The sequence below is a fragment of the Candidatus Nitrosopumilus sp. genome (assembly GCF_965263415.1).
In the GTDB taxonomy this organism is placed as follows: Archaea; Thermoproteota; Nitrososphaeria; order Nitrososphaerales; family Nitrosopumilaceae; genus Nitrosopumilus.
In genome coordinates, this window is the sequence record NZ_OZ253671.1 from 813,185 (window position 1) to 828,206 (window position 15,022).

A 15,022-nucleotide genomic window follows, 5' to 3' on the forward strand; every position below is an offset into this window, starting at 1 on the left:
TAAATCATAAAATTAATTTCGTGAAGGGAATGGGAACTCCAAAGATCGTTTTAACTGCTGATCGTACATTAATGTCGCCGTATAGAGGACTGTCTCTTGCGACATTTTTTGGATGTGCTCCTGCTGTTGACCCTAATAGAGACCCAAAGAGCTTTTGGTACAAGATTCTTGGAAAACAAGTAACTCCAAAGATTCTGTTTGATTTTATCTGCAATTATATTCCGCACACAAACGGTGTTGCAAATTATGCTCCATATGGTTTGAGAAAACTTGAAGCAGGTTTGCTACGAGATGGATTTAGCAGACAAGATGTTGTTGTTGCACATCCAGACCACATTGAAAAATTCATTGGACCTGAAACACTAGTTGTTGGAACATATGAGATGGATCCACTTGGAATGGGACCAGTAACTATGACCTTTACTTATGGTAGAAAACAAACATCATACGATGAATATTACAACACTGAACTACATCATAGAATCAAGGCTGCAAAAGCAAAAACTGGCAGCAAAGCCAAAGTAATCTCTGGCGCATCTGGAACTTGGCAATACAACTATGACCCAGAAAAAATTGAAGAGTTTGGAATTTATGCAATTCTAGAAGGTGAGCTTGGTGGCATTGCACCTGAAATTGATGGACATGCAGGACGATTCTTTAACTATTTGATTAATGGCGACTTTGAAAACATGGATCCTTTCAGAAAGAGAAGTGACTTCAAAGTTAACATTAAAGAATTTGAGAGAAACGGCAAAAAACTTCATGGAAGATTTGTCAACTTTTGGGATAGACCTGATTTGGAAGAGATTCCAGACATTGTTGAACCAAGTATGCACGGAATGATTGAAGTAATGAGAGGGTGTGGACGTGGATGCAAATTCTGCGACGTTACATTACGTTCCTTGAGATATTATTCTCCAGAAAAAGTCAAAAAAGAAATTGAAGTCAACATAAAGAAAGGTGGTTCCAAATCTGCATGGGTTCACAGTGATGATATTTTCGTTTACGGCATGGATCCTAGAACTGCAAAAGGAATGGAGCCAAACAGAGAAGCATTAGAAGAATTATTCACTGCAATCATGTCCACTGGAGTAGAACATACAAATCCAACACACGGTACATTAGCAGGAGCAATTGCTGATGAAAAATTAATTCCAAATCTATCTAAAATCATGAAAGCAGGACCTGACAACATGATTGGTGTTCAGGCTGGATTTGAGACTGGAAGTTTGAGATTAATTGGAAAATATGCTGATAGAAAACTTGCACCATACTCTCCTGATGAGTGGCATTGGGTTGTAAAAGAAGGTGTAAAGACTTTGAATAAGGATTACTGGATTCCAGCATTTACTTTGATTATGGGACTAGATAATGACGAGCAACCAGAAGATTCATGGGAGACTATTCGATTAATCAGTGAATTAGAACGTGAACAACCTGAATCAATGTTTACCACAACTGCTTTGACATTTGTTCCAATTGGATTGTTGGAGAAATCTGACTTTTTCAACATTGGAAACGAGATGACTCCTGCACAACTAGGAGTTTTGTACAAGACATGGCAACACAATTTCAAATATGGTATTCAAAAATTCATGACTAGAACTGGTTCTAAAGGACCTCAGAGATACTTTTTCAATGCAATTGCACGTTCCCTTGGTGGTGTACCACTAGGTGCTATGGAGAGATATGCTCGCAGGAAGAGTCGCGAGCACGAACATGTCATTGAGACTGTAAAGGCAAAGTACCGATAAAATTCCAAATACATAAATTCGTTAATTATTGGTGTAGATTATGGCAACTCACGGTTCACTTACCAAAGCAGGCAAAGTAAGAGGACAAACTCCAAAGGTAGAAGGACGTAAAATTGTAGGTACCAATTCTAGTCTTAGAAACAAGAGTAATTTCAAAAAGAGATTTGTCTTAGGTAGATTCCCTGGTCAAAACAAACCTGGACAAAGAAGAAAGAGACGATAGTCAATTTTTCTAAAATTTTCTCACTTTACGATCATTTTCTAAAACAATACTCTTATAAAGTACTGGTACCGTACCATACGGTATGGTAGAAGATTTAAGATTAGATAGTTTAGAGGGCGTAGGTCCTGTAACAACTAGAAAATTATCCGATGCAGGTGTCCACAACGTCATGGACCTCATCGTCAGAGGTCCTGTAGAAATTGCAGAAATAACTGGAATGGAAAAGGATACTGCTGAAAAAATTGTCAATAAAGCACGTCAACATCTAGTTGATGGTGGATTAATTGCCAAACACTTTACAAGTGCAAGTGAAATTTACAAACACCGTCAAAGTATTGGTAAAATCACAACTGGTACAAACTGTCTTGACACACTATTTGATGGTGGTCTTGAGACACAAGCCTTGACAGAAGTTTATGGAGAATTTGGTTGTGGTAAAACACAATTTGCACATACAATGTCTGTAATGGTTCAAAAGACCAAAGAAGAAGGTGGTCTTGAAGGCAGTGTTTTGTATATTGATACTGAAAACACTTTCAGACCTGAAAGAATTGTATCTATTGCTCAAGCTCATGAGATGGATCCAGAAAAAGTTCTAGACAACATCATTGTTGCTCGTGCATACAATAGTGCACATCAAGTATTGATTCTAGAAGAAGCTGGACCAATCATTGAAGAAAACAATGTAAAACTAATTGTTGCAGACTCTGCAGTTGGATTATTCCGTTCTGAATATCTTGGAAGAGGAACTCTGTCAACCAGACAACAAAAATTAAATCACTTTGTTCATTTGCTGTCCAGAATTGCAGAAACTTACAACTGTGCTGCAATTGCAACAAACCAAGTTATGGCATCACCTGATGTCTTCTTTGGAGACCCAACTAGACCAATTGGTGGAAACGTAGTTGCACATACTAGTACCTACAGAATCTACTTTAAGAAATCTGGCAAGAAACGAATTGCCCGAATGGTAGATAGTCCTCATCATCCTGAGGAAGAAGTAATCTTTGCTCTCGGTGAAGCAGGTGTAATTGACCCTGAAGAGGCTGAGAAAAAGACCAAAAAGACTACCAAAAAAGCAACCACAAAAAAGGCAAAAGAGCCTGAAGTAGAAGCCAAAGTAGAAACTCCAGAAGAATCTACAGAAACACCTGAAGTAGATGCAACTGCTGAAACCCCAGAAGTTGAAACTGCACCAGATGTAGAAACTGTCGAAGCACCTCCAGTAGATGCTGAAGCAGATGATTCAGAACCTGTAGAAGAGTAGAACTCTCTACTTTCCTTTCTTTTGAAATCTATGAATATTCCTTTTTTGTTAATCTCTATGTGACTAAAACAAAATGTATTCTGTTTGATATTGGTGGCGTACTAGTTGACTGGCACATGTCCTGGATTACATCTGAAGTATCAAAACGATTTGGTATTAAAGAAGACTTGATAATTTCAGCATTTGATAAACATCTATCTAAATTAGATTCTGGAAAAATTAATGAATCTGATTTTTGGAATAACGTTGCAGTTGATACTCAATCTGATTTATTAAAAAATAACAAAGAATCACTTTGGGATACTTATTTTAGAAAAAATGCAATCCCAAATCCTGATGTAAAAAAACTTAGCATGAATCTAAAACAAAATGGGTTTACTATTGGAATAATTTCTAATATTGAAAAAGTAACTCATACAGTAGTAGACGATTGGGATATGTTGTCTCACTTTGAACACAAATTCATGTCCTATCAAATTGGTTTTTCAAAACCCGATCCTAGAATATATGAACATGTAATTCAAAAATTACCTTATTCTGCAGACGAATTGTTATTCATTGATGACAAATCATCTAATGTGGAATCTGCAAAAAATTGTGGCATGTCCTCTATCCATTTTACAGATTTAGATAATTTACAATCCTCTTTGGAGGGATTTGAGGTAACAATCTAGCCTCAATTTTTGATATCTTTTTGATTAAATTATAATATCAATTGATTAATCTTGTAAATCATGACAGACCTTTATCGATTACTTCCTGAGGAGATGGAAAAATTAGTGATTGATATGGGATATGATAGATACAGAGCAGACCAAATTTTACTTCCGTTATATTACAAATTCCCAAAAAACATCAACGACATTCCTCAACTACCAAAAAAATTACGAGAAGAATTAACAGAAGCAGGTTATACAATTGGTTCAGCAAAAGAAACCCATCGTGTTGTAAGTGATGATGGTGATACTACAAAATTACTATTACAATTATCTAATGATTCATCAGTTGAAACTGTTCTGATGCAATATAATCCAACAAAGATTGGGGGTCATCCAAGATCAACCATTTGTGTTTCAACACAAATAGGATGTGCAATGGGCTGTGTGTTTTGTGCAACTGGACAAATGGGATTTGAAACAAATCTAAAAGCAGAACATATTGTATCTCAAGTAATTCATTTTGCTGAACTTTTAGAGCAACATGGAGAGCATGTTACAAATTTGGTCTTTATGGGAATGGGAGAACCTATGGCAAATTATGATGAAATGATTCGAGCTGTAAAAATTCTAACTCATGATCGAGGGTTTGGATTAGGACAAAGACATATCACAATTTCTACTATTGGTATTACATCTGGAATTGAAAAACTAGCTGAAGAAAATCTTCAGATTGGTCTTGCTATATCTTTACATGCTCCAAATAATGAGTTAAGAAAAAAACTAGTTCCAACTGCTGGATCACATTCTGTTGAAGACATTATAGAATCTGGACGAAATTATTTTAAAAAAACTGGGCGACGTGTAACTTTTGAATATGCATTAATGGAAGGAATTAATGACTCTCCAGAAATTGCAGAAGAATTAGCCAAACTACTACATGGAAACGGTTCACATGTCAACATCATTCCAATCAATCCAACTGCTGGTGACTTTAAGCGACCTACTGAGAAAAATGTCTTAGAATTTGAGCAAATTTTACTCAAATCTGGTGTAAATTGTACTGTTCGTGTGGAAAAAGGCACTGAGATCTCGGCTGCTTGTGGGCAATTGAGAACCGATATTCTTGGTTAATTCTAGTAGAACCTTGTTCTAAGTCTTAAAATAGGGCTTTGGAAGGTTTCACACTACATGGCAACTAAGAAATCTTCTGGTCGTTCACATGGATTCAAACACAAATCTAGATCAGTTATGAAGAAAGATTCTCCTAGAGGCGTTTCATTCTTGCTACGTGAATACAAAGAAGGTCAACAAGCACTTGTCATCATTGATCCTAGGCAGCACAAAGGATTACCGCACAGAAGATATCATGGTAAAGTAGGTATGATTACAAATGTGGGTAGACGTGCAGTCACTCTAGATGTAAAATTAGGAAACAAATCGAAAACCTTAATCACTAGATTGGATCACATAAAACCATTCGGTGTATAGTTATGGAAGAAGTACAAAAGAAACAAGCTATTTCTCTTTCAGAAGTTAAAGAAATCTTAGGCAAAGTTGATCCTGAAGAAATGGATCAAATTCAACGTTGGACCTATGATTATGTTTCAAAATTTGTATCACTTGATCCTAAGAATGCAAAAGAGATGAAGAAAAAACTCATCAAGGAATGTGAATTAACAGAAGATGAAGCTGTTGAAATTGTTAACATTAGACCAACAAGTATGGCAGAATTACGTTCTTTCACCTTTGGTTGGAAAAAACTAATTCTTGCTGAAACTCTAGAAAAAATGCTCAATATAATCAAGGAGCATTCTTAATTTCTCAGGAGTATTTTATTTTGTATAGGGCACAATCCCCACCTAGAAAATATGAGGAATATGCATATGTTCTAGATTTTAATCCTCGGGGGAAATCATCAACTGTAAGAGGAAGAGAAGGAATAATCATCACTGCAATTGGTGAAAATAGACTTACAATCTTGGAGATTCTTGGAATTGCAAATTCTACATTTGAGGTAGGTGAGAAAATCTACATTGGAAAAGAAGGAAGAACTAAAGTTGAGTCTGTATTAGGTAAGATGGAATATGAAAAAATTTCTTCATCTGCTCAAACTGAATTACAAAATGTAGTTGAAAGTATTGTAACTGAAAATGAACCAAAGTTTGTAGAATATCTAAACAAGGCACAACCACTAACTCCTAGAATTCATGCATTGGAATTGATTCCAGGAATTGGTAAAACCTACATGAAGACAATGCTTGAAGAACGAGAAAAGAAACTGTTTGAGAGCTATGAAGACTTGCAAGAAAGAGTTGGATTCAAAGAACCAATCAAACATATCACTGAGCGAATCATGGATGAAATTACTGGTGAAAGTAGAATGAATCTCTTTGTAAAGAGATGATAAAGCGAAAACTACTAGGACAACACTTTCTCAACTCACAACCAATTGCAGAATCTATTGTATCTGAGGCTGAAATCACAAAAAATGATGTTGTATATGAGATTGGAACTGGATTAGGTGTGTTGACTCCTTTATTGTGCAAAAAGGCAAAAAAAGTAATCTCAGTTGATGCTGATGATAATCTGATCAAAAAGGCAAGAATTGAATTCTCTAACATTGACAATCTCGTGTTAAAATCAGGTGATGGTTTCAAGAAAAAGGATTCATTTTCTATTTTTGTATCTAATTTACCATATTCTAAAAGTAAGGATGCTATAGAATGGTTGGCTCAACGTGCCTTTTCTCATGGTGTAATCATGGTTCAAAAAGAATTTGCTGAAAAACTTGTTGCAAAGTCAAAAAACAGAAAAGCAATCAGCATTATTGCTACACATGCCTTTGATATCGAAAAAATATCAAACGTTAGAAAGAATAATTTTTCTCCACCCCCAAAAGTTGATTCTGTGATCTTGAAAATAAAAAAGAAAACTAATGTAGATAAAAGACTGATCTCTACAATTAATGAGATCTTTTCATACCGACGTAAAACTGTAAAAAACATCCTAAAACAATTTCACAAAGAATCTGATATAGAGAAACGAGTTGATGATTTAACAGGAGATGAAATAGTTAATCTTGCAAAACAAATTCTCAAAAAATGATGAATATCCTCCATCTGAGGATACTTTTTTCATTGCAAACAATATTGAAAATGAAAAAGGAGAATATGCATTAGATATTGGAAGTGGTTCAGGATATCTTACAAAATTGCTTTCTGAAAATTTCTCTCTAGTTATTGGAACTGATATCAACTGTGATGTATTGCAACATCAAAGTTCCTACAAAACTCAGAATTTGATTTGTTGCAATGGTTCAGATGCATTAAAGATAAAATTTGATTTTATTGTATGTAATTTACCATATTTGGCTACTGATGAAATATTGGATATTGCAACAGATGGTGGTGCTGAAGGATTTGAAATCCCAAAGAAAATTTTTGATTCTGCAAAAAACAACCTAAAAGAGAATGGCAAGTTTGTTTTTGTCACGTCTTCTCTATCAAATTATCAAAAACTCATAGATTACGCACAAAAACTAGGACTAGAAACACGAATTATGGCAAAAAAGAAACTTTTCTTTGAAGAATTAATTCTTGTAGAAGCAATAAACTAGTTATTTTCTTAATTTTTCTTTTGCGTATGTGACTATTGAATCAGTCATTTGTGTTGTTGATGCATCACCCCCAATGTCCCATGTTACTGTCTTTCCTTCGTTGATTACTTGTTCAGTTGCAGCAAAAATTGCGTCTCTGATATCTCTTTCACCAAGATAGTCTGCCATCCAAGCTCCTGATAGAACAGTTGCAGTTGGGTTTACTTTGTTTTGTCCTGCAAATTGTGGTGCACTCCCATGAGCTGCTTCAAACATTGCATAATTGTCTCCAATGTTTGCAGAGTAAATTAATCCAATAGAACCTACTAGTGCTGATGCAAGTTCTGAAATAATATCCATAAACAAATTGGTACTCACTAGAACTGAGCCATTGAATTGTTCAGTTGCAATTACCATTTGTTGTGCCATATTGTCAATATAAATTTCAGATAATTCAATATCTGTTCCCTCAACTGCCTTTTGTGTTTCATCCCAGAATATTCCATCAGTTTGTTTTAGGATATTTCTTTTTGTTACTGCAACCATCTTTTTCATATTGAATTTATTTGCCCAATCTACTGCTGAATCAATTAATCGTCTACTTCCCTGTCTTGTAATTTTTCTAATTGCGATTGCTGCATCATCTGTAATTTTTGCCTCTACACCAGTGTATAGTCCTTCAGTTGCTTCTCTAAAACAAACACAGTCAAGTTTTCTGTCTGGAGTTAGTCTGTCGTAGGTTTTAGTTGGTCTGATATTTGCATAAAGATCAAATTTCTGTCTTAATGTCACTGCAACACTTCTAGGTGCACCTGGAACTGGAATTGTAGTAGTTGGACCCTTGAAACAACAGTCAGATTCTTCTAGAATTTTCATGGTTGCATCTGGGATGTATGATGCGTCTTTCCTACCATTTTTGTCCCATTGCTCAGAGCCAGCCTCACATAGAACCAATTCTGACTGGAAATTACATTCCTTGAGAACTCTAAGCATTGAATCTACAACTTCAGGTCCAATACCGTCACCTTTCATTACTGCAGCTTTTTTACTCAAAACTGCAAGTTTTTGAGGAGTTTATTATTTAATTCTACCTTGATGTAAATGATTTCTACATGTTATCTATAGTGATGATTTAATAGCTATTTTTGCAAAATAATCTTAAATGATCATAGTTCAGATTTCTGATCTTCATGTAGGTTCTCAATTCTTGGAAGAAAAATTCAACATACTAGTTGATGAAATCAATGCATTAAATCCTGATGTAATTGTAATTACTGGCGATTTGACAAACGAAGGACTAATGAAAGAATATGAAAAATGTAAATCATTACTAGAAAAATTTAACACCAAAAAAATTATTGCGATTAGTGGGAATCATGATTACAGAAATACTGGTTATTTGTTATTCAAAAAATTCTTTCCATTTCAAACTATTAATGAATTAGGTAATGATGTTGTTTTAGTAACTGTTGGTACTGCAAGACCTGATCGAAATGAAGGCGAAGTTGGATATCGACAAAATCTCTGGCTTGAGAGAACCATGAAAAAATACAAAGATAAGATAAAGATTGTTGCAATGCATCATCATCTAATTGCAATTCCTGATACTGGTTCTGATCAACTAACTGTAGTTGATGCTGGTGATGTTCTAAGAACTGTGCTTGATTCCAAAGTCGACGTTGTTTTATGTGGTCACAAACATAGACCTTGGACTTGGAACTTTGGAACTTTGAATGTAGTAAATGCTGGAACTGCGACATCTGAAAGAGTACGTGGATTATTTGAAAATACATACAATATTTTAACAATTGAAAACAAAAAAGTCCAAGTTGACCTAAAAATTGTAGGTGGCAAACGTGTCCCAATTGATGAAATTGTGAGCAATTACAGTCAGTTTCATGATGAACTAGACAACACATGAGTTCTCAATTTGTCCAAAGTTTGACTTATTTACAGATTAATTCTAGCCCTCATTATGCGGGGATCGCCTAGCCTGGTAGGGCGTAGGATTGCTAATCCTATGTCCGCAAGGACACGGGGGTTCAAATCCCCCTCCCCGCGCCATTAAAACTTAATAGACCGAATCGGGAACTTTTTTCATGGGACGAAGAAAAACTCAAAAAATTATACGCACAGGTCCTAAAAATGCAACAACTGGAATGTGTCCTATTTGTAAAACAATTGGTAAAATATTCATCCTTGGTTCACCTGGCGAAGAACGTGCCAAGTGTGAAAAATGTCGCCAAGAATTTGAATTATAGCTTAGGCTGACAAATACACATTTTATCTTTCATTTACTGACTATACCTGATGCACAAGGTCTATCAGATTCTAAAAAAATTCAACCCAAAAAAAGACTATGGATTTGATATTAGACCACAATATGCAAGATGCCTTGAGGTAATGTGCAATGATGATAAGGTAAATGCCAATGAATTTGCAAAAAAACACAGAGGTGAGTTTGTCACAAGAAAAAATACCATGGAGGCAAACTTGGCAGTAGTTCACAAGGCAATTTCATTTGGCAAAAAACTTGGACTATTACAAGAGATTCCAACTGACTCTACTCCGATTTTGTACAAGGACTTTTGTCAACTAGAAACAGTTTCTCATTTTAGAAGTCAACTTCGAGGAAGTAATCGCAGAAACACAAAATCAAATACTGATGGAACCCGTGATACATACACAAGACATCTTCACTACTTTAACAACTGGATTTTTGGAAAATCTTTAGAATATACCAAAGAAGTTTCTGCAGGAAATGACACATACAAAAAAACAAAACAAAAAGTAACTCTAAAAGGAGTAGAGAATTTTTTGCAAATTTATGCCCAAAGCCATTATGACAAAAAGCCGTTTGTGAGACTGATAAAGAGTTACTTTTTGGATTCAGATACTCAGACAAAGAGCAAAGCTATGAGAAACAACTCTTTTTTTGCAATCAATGAATATTTTAAGAAAAATGAAGAACCTATAGAACTAACATTTGATCCTAATGCTGGACTATCCCTTGATGATGGTGATCTAGAACAAATCATGACACTAGATGAGTTTTTGAAAATTCTAACTCTTGGAAGGCCTAGCATAACTGAGCGAGCAGTATTTTTGTGCAAATTCCAAAGAGGACTTGATTCATCTACTCTAGTTGACCGGTTCAACTTTGAGGCATGGTCACAACTAGTAGAAGAATTTGGAACTGATGATTATACCAAATGGGATTTGAAAAAATGTCCCGTATTTGTTGGATTGAGAAGAGTAAAGACAAACATCTCTCATGGGGGATTTTTAGATAGAGATTCAATTTCTGCTTTAATTGACTATTTGAGATATCGAAAAAAAATTACTGGAAAAGAGATTAGTGCAGGTCAGGCACTGTTTCTAAATAATTTTCAAAAACCAATCAATGAGGTATGGATTACTCAAAGTTTTGGTAGAATGAGAAAAAATGCTGGTCTTGATGAGATTCTAAACCCTCAAGAAGTAGAAAATGGTGCAAGAAAAAAGTATAGGATTACGTCCCATGAAACCCGCGATCTCCTAAAATCCGTCCTTGTTGATTCTGATGTAAGATATGATCTTTGTGAGGAGTACATTGGTCACAAAACTGGAGATTCCTATGAAAAACAAACAAAGATGTTTGATGTTACCATGCGAAAAGAGTACATCAAGGCATCAGGCAGACTCAATATCTTCTCAAAGTTTCAGGAAATCTCAAAAGGAGTAAGTAGTGAAGACGAGATGCGAGAGAAACTCAAAGAAGTAGAGGCAAAGATGGAGAAGATGAACAAACGCATCTCTCGAACAGACAAACTGCGTAGAAAAAAATCTAGGTAATCTTTTTCTTTATTTTAGTTAGATATTCAGGTATGTTTAATGATTCTTTAATATCTGCAATAAAATCTGTCAATAATTTTTGTAATTGTGAATCATTGTTAATTGTATCAAATAGTTTTTTTGTAGACTCGTCAATACTGTCTGCAAATTCTGAGTATTTTTTGTTGTATTTTGCCATCTCTGATATAGTATAATCATTTTTTTGTGGTTCATCAGAAAACACAGAAAATATTCTGTTTTGAAATACTACATCATAGTGTAATCTCAATAAATTAAGATAAAACAATGCAACTAGTTCATCAATGAAAAAAGAGATATCTTGTGAATAATGAAATGGAATCTTGTCTTTGTTGTATTTTTTTGTAATCTCTTTTTTGTATTTTGTTTTGTGTGGTATGGTAAAAAAATATTTTTTGAGATGAATATCTGAAATATCTTCAACTATTGGAATCTTTATTGTGAATCTAAATTGGTTTTGTATTTTCTCTCCCTGTGATCTCCATGTATTACTGCCTTGCTCTACTTCTACTGATTCAAATGAATATTTTAGAATCATTAATAGTAATTTTCTGTCATAAATTGATAAGAGCCCGTTGTCATTCCACTGACCTCCAATGTTTGGAAAGAATCTCTTAAAATGTTCTTGATGTATTGTATCTATTTTTGTTATCTTTTCAGATTTTAGAAAATGAAAGAATCCTATTGGTGTTACTTGGTATGTTCTGACTGTCTGTTTTCCGTGTTTTTCCTCTGATGCTATCTTGATGCAAAAAGAGTCTGTGAGATCTTTTTCATTGTCTCTAAAGGTTCGCCTTGATACCCACTCTGTCTTTGAATCTTTATCATGCTTTGAATTGTGTTCAAGATCATACTTTGTAACGCCTATCTGCTTGCTTTCAATGCGTTTTTCTACGCTCAAAATTCTTGCAATTATGCGAATTTGGGTCTTGTTCAAGGCAAACATGGGGAACTTCTCCCCATTATGTCCCACATTTTCTATATAAAATTCTGGTTTATTCTCTCCAATGGGTAAATCAGAACTAAAAGTGTCATTTGAAGTCGAATCTTGGTTTGAATGTGAATGTGAAGATCTAAAAGAGTATAGACTGGAGTTTGATGGCGGAAGTTCTGGAAGTTATTTTGTAGATTATTGCAAGAAATGCTATGATGATGATGACAAGCAGTTTCTAATCTCAATGGAGGTCATACCATAGTATGGCAAATGCACAATTTCTAAATGATATGATATTATTATTACAAACACTAACTGTTGCATTAAAGCAAAAATATTTTGAAAAAATAATAGAGCGTGATGATGGGTTTTACTGCTTTTACTGTAAAACCAAACTAGAACTAGAAAAATTTGTTTATGAGCATCTAAATGATAACAGAGCAGATAACAGATTAGAAAATATTGTATTTGCATGTTATTCTTGTAATAATAAAAAAACATCTAGTGAATCACTTAAAGAAATAGCACTTGCAAAACTCAAAGACAATGAGGGCAATGTTCTGTGTGTGCGAGAATTTGAGGAAAGCGAAACTGCTTCAGTTGAGATTAATCTAAATAGACTTGGAATGAAAATGACTCAAGAATTTTTAGAAGAAAAATTTCAACATAGTGACAGTATTGATAAGATTGATGCAAAGCGATGCATTGCACTAAGAATGTACAACAAAATAGGTAGTGGAAGTGAATCTACAATAAGCAAACACTTGAATGCATTTTGTTGCTCTGAAGGGAAATATGAGCAGGTAGGAAAAAAGATTGTAAAAAGAACTAGTATAGAATCTGGACAAGAAAATATTGATAATCATAATCGAAATAATACTTTGGATAAAACAACAAAACTACGTGCCATAGAATTGAATCTAACTCCTGAAATTGAGCCTAAAAATAGGCATAAAATCGAGAAATTATCTAAAGAACTTCATAATGAGGAAAAATGTAAGGCATGTGAAACCATAAAAGAACATGAAAAAAGAACAGATATACTTTTAGCAATTTATCATAAATCAAGTTCTAAAGAAAAAGATAATCTACTTCTTGACATTCATTCTAAAGTAGATCATTGTGCTAGTTTCTTTTGTAATAGACCTGTATTTGATGGACGTAATTGGTGTGGAGATTGTGTGAACTTTTGGAGTAAGATGATGAATTTTGGTGGGGAGAGATAGGTTGGTGTATAGAACTGATCACAAGTCATGTGATAGTATGGATTGTAAGCAACTTTGTGCATACATTAGAGTAGAAGGTAGATGGACTGTAATTGGGTATTATGGAACAAAATGTAAAAAACTCTCATATGATGACTATGAAGCAGAAAAAAGGAGCAGAGAACTACAAAAGAGACTATATGAAATAATGCATACTCCCAAAGTCCACAAATACCCTAATACAGGCATCAATAAAGAGACAAAAATATTTACCCAGTAAACTGTTACATCTTAATTTCTTTTTTCTAGTGCTTCATTGTATGCTTTGCATTGCTTTTTTGAATCAATTATTTGCCAAATGTATAGTGCAAGAAATGGAATTAGATATAGTGGAACAAACGAGTTTGCAGTAGCGATATATCCTGCTAGTGGTGTAGAGCCATAAATCATAGCAGCTCCTACTGTTAGCATTAGAATAATCCACACCAGAAATAATCCTCCAACTAGAATCAAGACTCCACGTTTTTTCTTTCCAACATAGATGTGACCAATTCCTAAAATCCCAATTAATCCAAGTAATATTGATAGAACTAGAGTTGTACCCTGACTCTTGTAGTCATTGACTGATGGTCTTTCTAGATTTTTGATTCTCTCTTTTGCCTCGTCTAGTTCTTTTCGAAGATCTTCATCTTCTCCATCTTTCATACTATGTTATACTGAGTTACACCCTTCTTAAATTATACTCAGTATTACTTTGTAATACGAAGACAAAAACTGCCATATCTGTAGATATTGAGATGCTCAAATGGGTTGAATCTCAGGTAAAAAAGGGAAGATTTGCTAATGTTAGTCATGGTTTTGAATATTGTGTTAGGGTAGTTAAAGAACAGAAATTATCATTATCTACAAAATGATTTTTTAAGAAAATGTTAACACCTTGATAATTTTTGGTATTTTATTGTCTGTAGATAATCCTTCAAAAATGCAATTGGATCGAAAAACAACTTCATTTATTCTGATATTGATGATTGTTTCTTTGTCACTTCAATTAATCGATCAAAATCTCCATTTTGAATCAGATGAACTTGATAAACAAATTGGAACTCTATTGTTTGCAGTTACTGTTTCTCTTTTTGGAATTGTTTTTGTTACTTTAGCTCATAAAAATTTGAACAAATTTGCAATTGGAGTTTTAACTACATTTTTTTCAGCGATTCTACCTGTTTTGGCATTTCTACCTATACTCTTAAACCATCCTCCAAATCTAGCATGGTTTATTGTTGTGTATTTGATAGTAATGTTAGGTTGGTTTTTCTTAGTTTACACTTTTTTGATCGGAAAAAATAATTCTAATAAACCAATAGAAATACTGGAAAAAAATTATGCTAGATCAATTTCGAAATTAATGTTAAAATATATTCTTCTAATATTTTTCCAAATTCTTGGATATTATGTATTTGTAATGTATTTTCACACTAAAGAATTCATAACATAAAAATTTCATAAAAGTTATCAATAAGATATACATAATTT

The 15,022-nt window shown here is 34.1% G+C and carries 20 protein-coding genes and 1 tRNA gene; 18 read left to right on the forward strand and 3 right to left on the reverse strand.

Annotated features, from left to right (window positions below; translation table 11 throughout):
• Positions 1-29 precede the first annotated feature (29 nt).
• The 10 genes from ACQY22_RS05440 (at position 30) to ACQY22_RS05485 (ending at position 7,519) form a co-directional block, all read left to right on the forward strand.
• Complete coding sequence (locus ACQY22_RS05440; RefSeq protein WP_428325494.1) at positions 30-1,754, forward strand: B12-binding domain-containing radical SAM protein; 1,725 nt, start codon at positions 30-32, stop codon at positions 1,752-1,754.
• 40 nt (positions 1,755-1,794) lie between these two features.
• Entirely contained in the window at positions 1,795-1,977 is a 183-nt protein-coding gene (locus ACQY22_RS05445) for a 30S ribosomal protein S30e (protein ID WP_012215770.1), read from the forward strand.
• Between the two features lie 82 nt (positions 1,978-2,059).
• Positions 2,060-3,244 (forward strand): DNA repair and recombination protein RadA, encoded by a 1,185-nt coding sequence (gene radA, locus ACQY22_RS05450; protein ID WP_428325495.1) that lies wholly within the window; start codon positions 2,060-2,062, stop codon positions 3,242-3,244.
• A 59-nt stretch (positions 3,245-3,303) separates the two neighbouring features.
• The gene (locus tag ACQY22_RS05455) at positions 3,304-3,918 is read left to right on the forward strand and encodes an HAD family hydrolase (protein WP_428325496.1); all 615 of its coding nucleotides are present in this window, start codon (positions 3,304-3,306) and stop codon (positions 3,916-3,918) included.
• A 60-nt stretch (positions 3,919-3,978) separates the two neighbouring features.
• Positions 3,979-5,034 carry a 23S rRNA (adenine(2503)-C(2))-methyltransferase RlmN gene (gene rlmN, locus ACQY22_RS05460; RefSeq protein ID WP_428325497.1) on the forward strand — a complete coding sequence of 352 codons (1,056 nt, stop codon included), beginning with the start codon at positions 3,979-3,981 and terminating at the stop codon, positions 5,032-5,034.
• A 57-nt stretch (positions 5,035-5,091) separates the two neighbouring features.
• Complete coding sequence (locus ACQY22_RS05465) at positions 5,092-5,391, forward strand: 50S ribosomal protein L21 (protein ID WP_428325498.1); 300 nt, start codon at positions 5,092-5,094, stop codon at positions 5,389-5,391.
• Positions 5,392-5,393: 2 nt separating this feature from the next.
• Positions 5,394-5,720: an RNA polymerase Rpb4 gene (locus tag ACQY22_RS05470; protein ID WP_428325499.1), complete on the forward strand. Its 327-nt coding sequence runs from the start codon at positions 5,394-5,396 to the stop codon at positions 5,718-5,720.
• Positions 5,721-5,740: 20 nt separating this feature from the next.
• A complete protein-coding gene (locus tag ACQY22_RS05475; protein WP_428325500.1) occupies positions 5,741-6,307 on the forward strand; it encodes a DUF655 domain-containing protein in 567 nt (188 codons plus the stop codon).
• A complete protein-coding gene (locus ACQY22_RS05480; protein WP_428325501.1) occupies positions 6,304-7,008 on the forward strand; it encodes a ribosomal RNA small subunit methyltransferase A in 705 nt (234 codons plus the stop codon). Before ACQY22_RS05475 ends, ACQY22_RS05480 begins: the two co-directional genes overlap by 4 nt.
• Positions 6,983-7,519, forward strand: coding sequence for a HemK2/MTQ2 family protein methyltransferase (locus tag ACQY22_RS05485; RefSeq protein WP_428325502.1), 537 nt, complete (start codon positions 6,983-6,985; stop codon positions 7,517-7,519). Before ACQY22_RS05480 ends, ACQY22_RS05485 begins: the two co-directional genes overlap by 26 nt.
• On the opposite strand, the gene ACQY22_RS05490 is transcribed toward ACQY22_RS05485, so the two are convergent.
• Positions 7,520-8,551, reverse strand: a complete 1,032-nt coding sequence (locus tag ACQY22_RS05490; RefSeq protein ID WP_428325503.1) for an isocitrate/isopropylmalate dehydrogenase family protein — start codon at positions 8,549-8,551, stop codon at positions 7,520-7,522.
• 109 nt (positions 8,552-8,660) lie between these two features.
• On the opposite strand from ACQY22_RS05490, the gene ACQY22_RS05495 reads away from it, so the two are divergent.
• The 4 genes from ACQY22_RS05495 to ACQY22_RS05510 all read left to right on the forward strand — a co-directional run bounded on the left by ACQY22_RS05495 (position 8,661) and on the right by ACQY22_RS05510 (position 11,332).
• The gene (locus ACQY22_RS05495; RefSeq protein WP_428323707.1) at positions 8,661-9,419 is read left to right on the forward strand and encodes a metallophosphoesterase family protein; all 759 of its coding nucleotides are present in this window, start codon (positions 8,661-8,663) and stop codon (positions 9,417-9,419) included.
• A 56-nt stretch (positions 9,420-9,475) separates the two neighbouring features.
• Positions 9,476-9,562, forward strand: a tRNA-Ser gene (locus tag ACQY22_RS05500).
• 35 nt (positions 9,563-9,597) lie between these two features.
• Positions 9,598-9,759, forward strand: a complete 162-nt coding sequence (locus tag ACQY22_RS05505) for a hypothetical protein (protein ID WP_185736594.1) — start codon at positions 9,598-9,600, stop codon at positions 9,757-9,759.
• A gap of 49 nt (positions 9,760-9,808) precedes the next feature.
• Positions 9,809-11,332 (forward strand): hypothetical protein, encoded by a 1,524-nt coding sequence (locus tag ACQY22_RS05510; protein ID WP_428323708.1) that lies wholly within the window; start codon positions 9,809-9,811, stop codon positions 11,330-11,332.
• Here ACQY22_RS05510 and ACQY22_RS05515 read toward each other — a convergent pair.
• Complete coding sequence (locus ACQY22_RS05515) at positions 11,325-12,296, reverse strand: hypothetical protein (protein ID WP_428323709.1); 972 nt, start codon at positions 12,294-12,296, stop codon at positions 11,325-11,327. The two genes, ACQY22_RS05510 and ACQY22_RS05515, sit on opposite strands and share 8 nt — an antisense overlap.
• A 61-nt stretch (positions 12,297-12,357) precedes the next feature.
• Between ACQY22_RS05515 and ACQY22_RS05520 the strand changes: the two genes are divergently transcribed.
• The 3 genes from ACQY22_RS05520 to ACQY22_RS05530 are packed head-to-tail and all read left to right on the forward strand — an operon-like array spanning position 12,358 to position 13,769.
• Positions 12,358-12,546, forward strand: a complete 189-nt coding sequence (locus tag ACQY22_RS05520) for a hypothetical protein (RefSeq protein ID WP_428323710.1) — start codon at positions 12,358-12,360, stop codon at positions 12,544-12,546.
• 1 nt (position 12,547) lies between these two features.
• Positions 12,548-13,510: a hypothetical protein gene (locus tag ACQY22_RS05525; RefSeq protein ID WP_428323711.1), complete on the forward strand. Its 963-nt coding sequence runs from the start codon at positions 12,548-12,550 to the stop codon at positions 13,508-13,510.
• 37 nt (positions 13,511-13,547) lie between these two features.
• Positions 13,548-13,769 (forward strand): hypothetical protein, encoded by a 222-nt coding sequence (locus ACQY22_RS05530; protein ID WP_428323712.1) that lies wholly within the window; start codon positions 13,548-13,550, stop codon positions 13,767-13,769.
• A gap of 11 nt (positions 13,770-13,780) precedes the next feature.
• On the opposite strand, the gene ACQY22_RS05535 is transcribed toward ACQY22_RS05530, so the two are convergent.
• Positions 13,781-14,194: a hypothetical protein gene (locus ACQY22_RS05535; protein ID WP_428323713.1), complete on the reverse strand. Its 414-nt coding sequence runs from the start codon at positions 14,192-14,194 to the stop codon at positions 13,781-13,783.
• A gap of 331 nt (positions 14,195-14,525) precedes the next feature.
• On the opposite strand from ACQY22_RS05535, the gene ACQY22_RS05540 reads away from it, so the two are divergent.
• A complete protein-coding gene (locus tag ACQY22_RS05540; protein ID WP_428323714.1) occupies positions 14,526-14,984 on the forward strand; it encodes a hypothetical protein in 459 nt (152 codons plus the stop codon).
• The last annotated feature ends 38 nt before the right edge of the window (positions 14,985-15,022 follow it).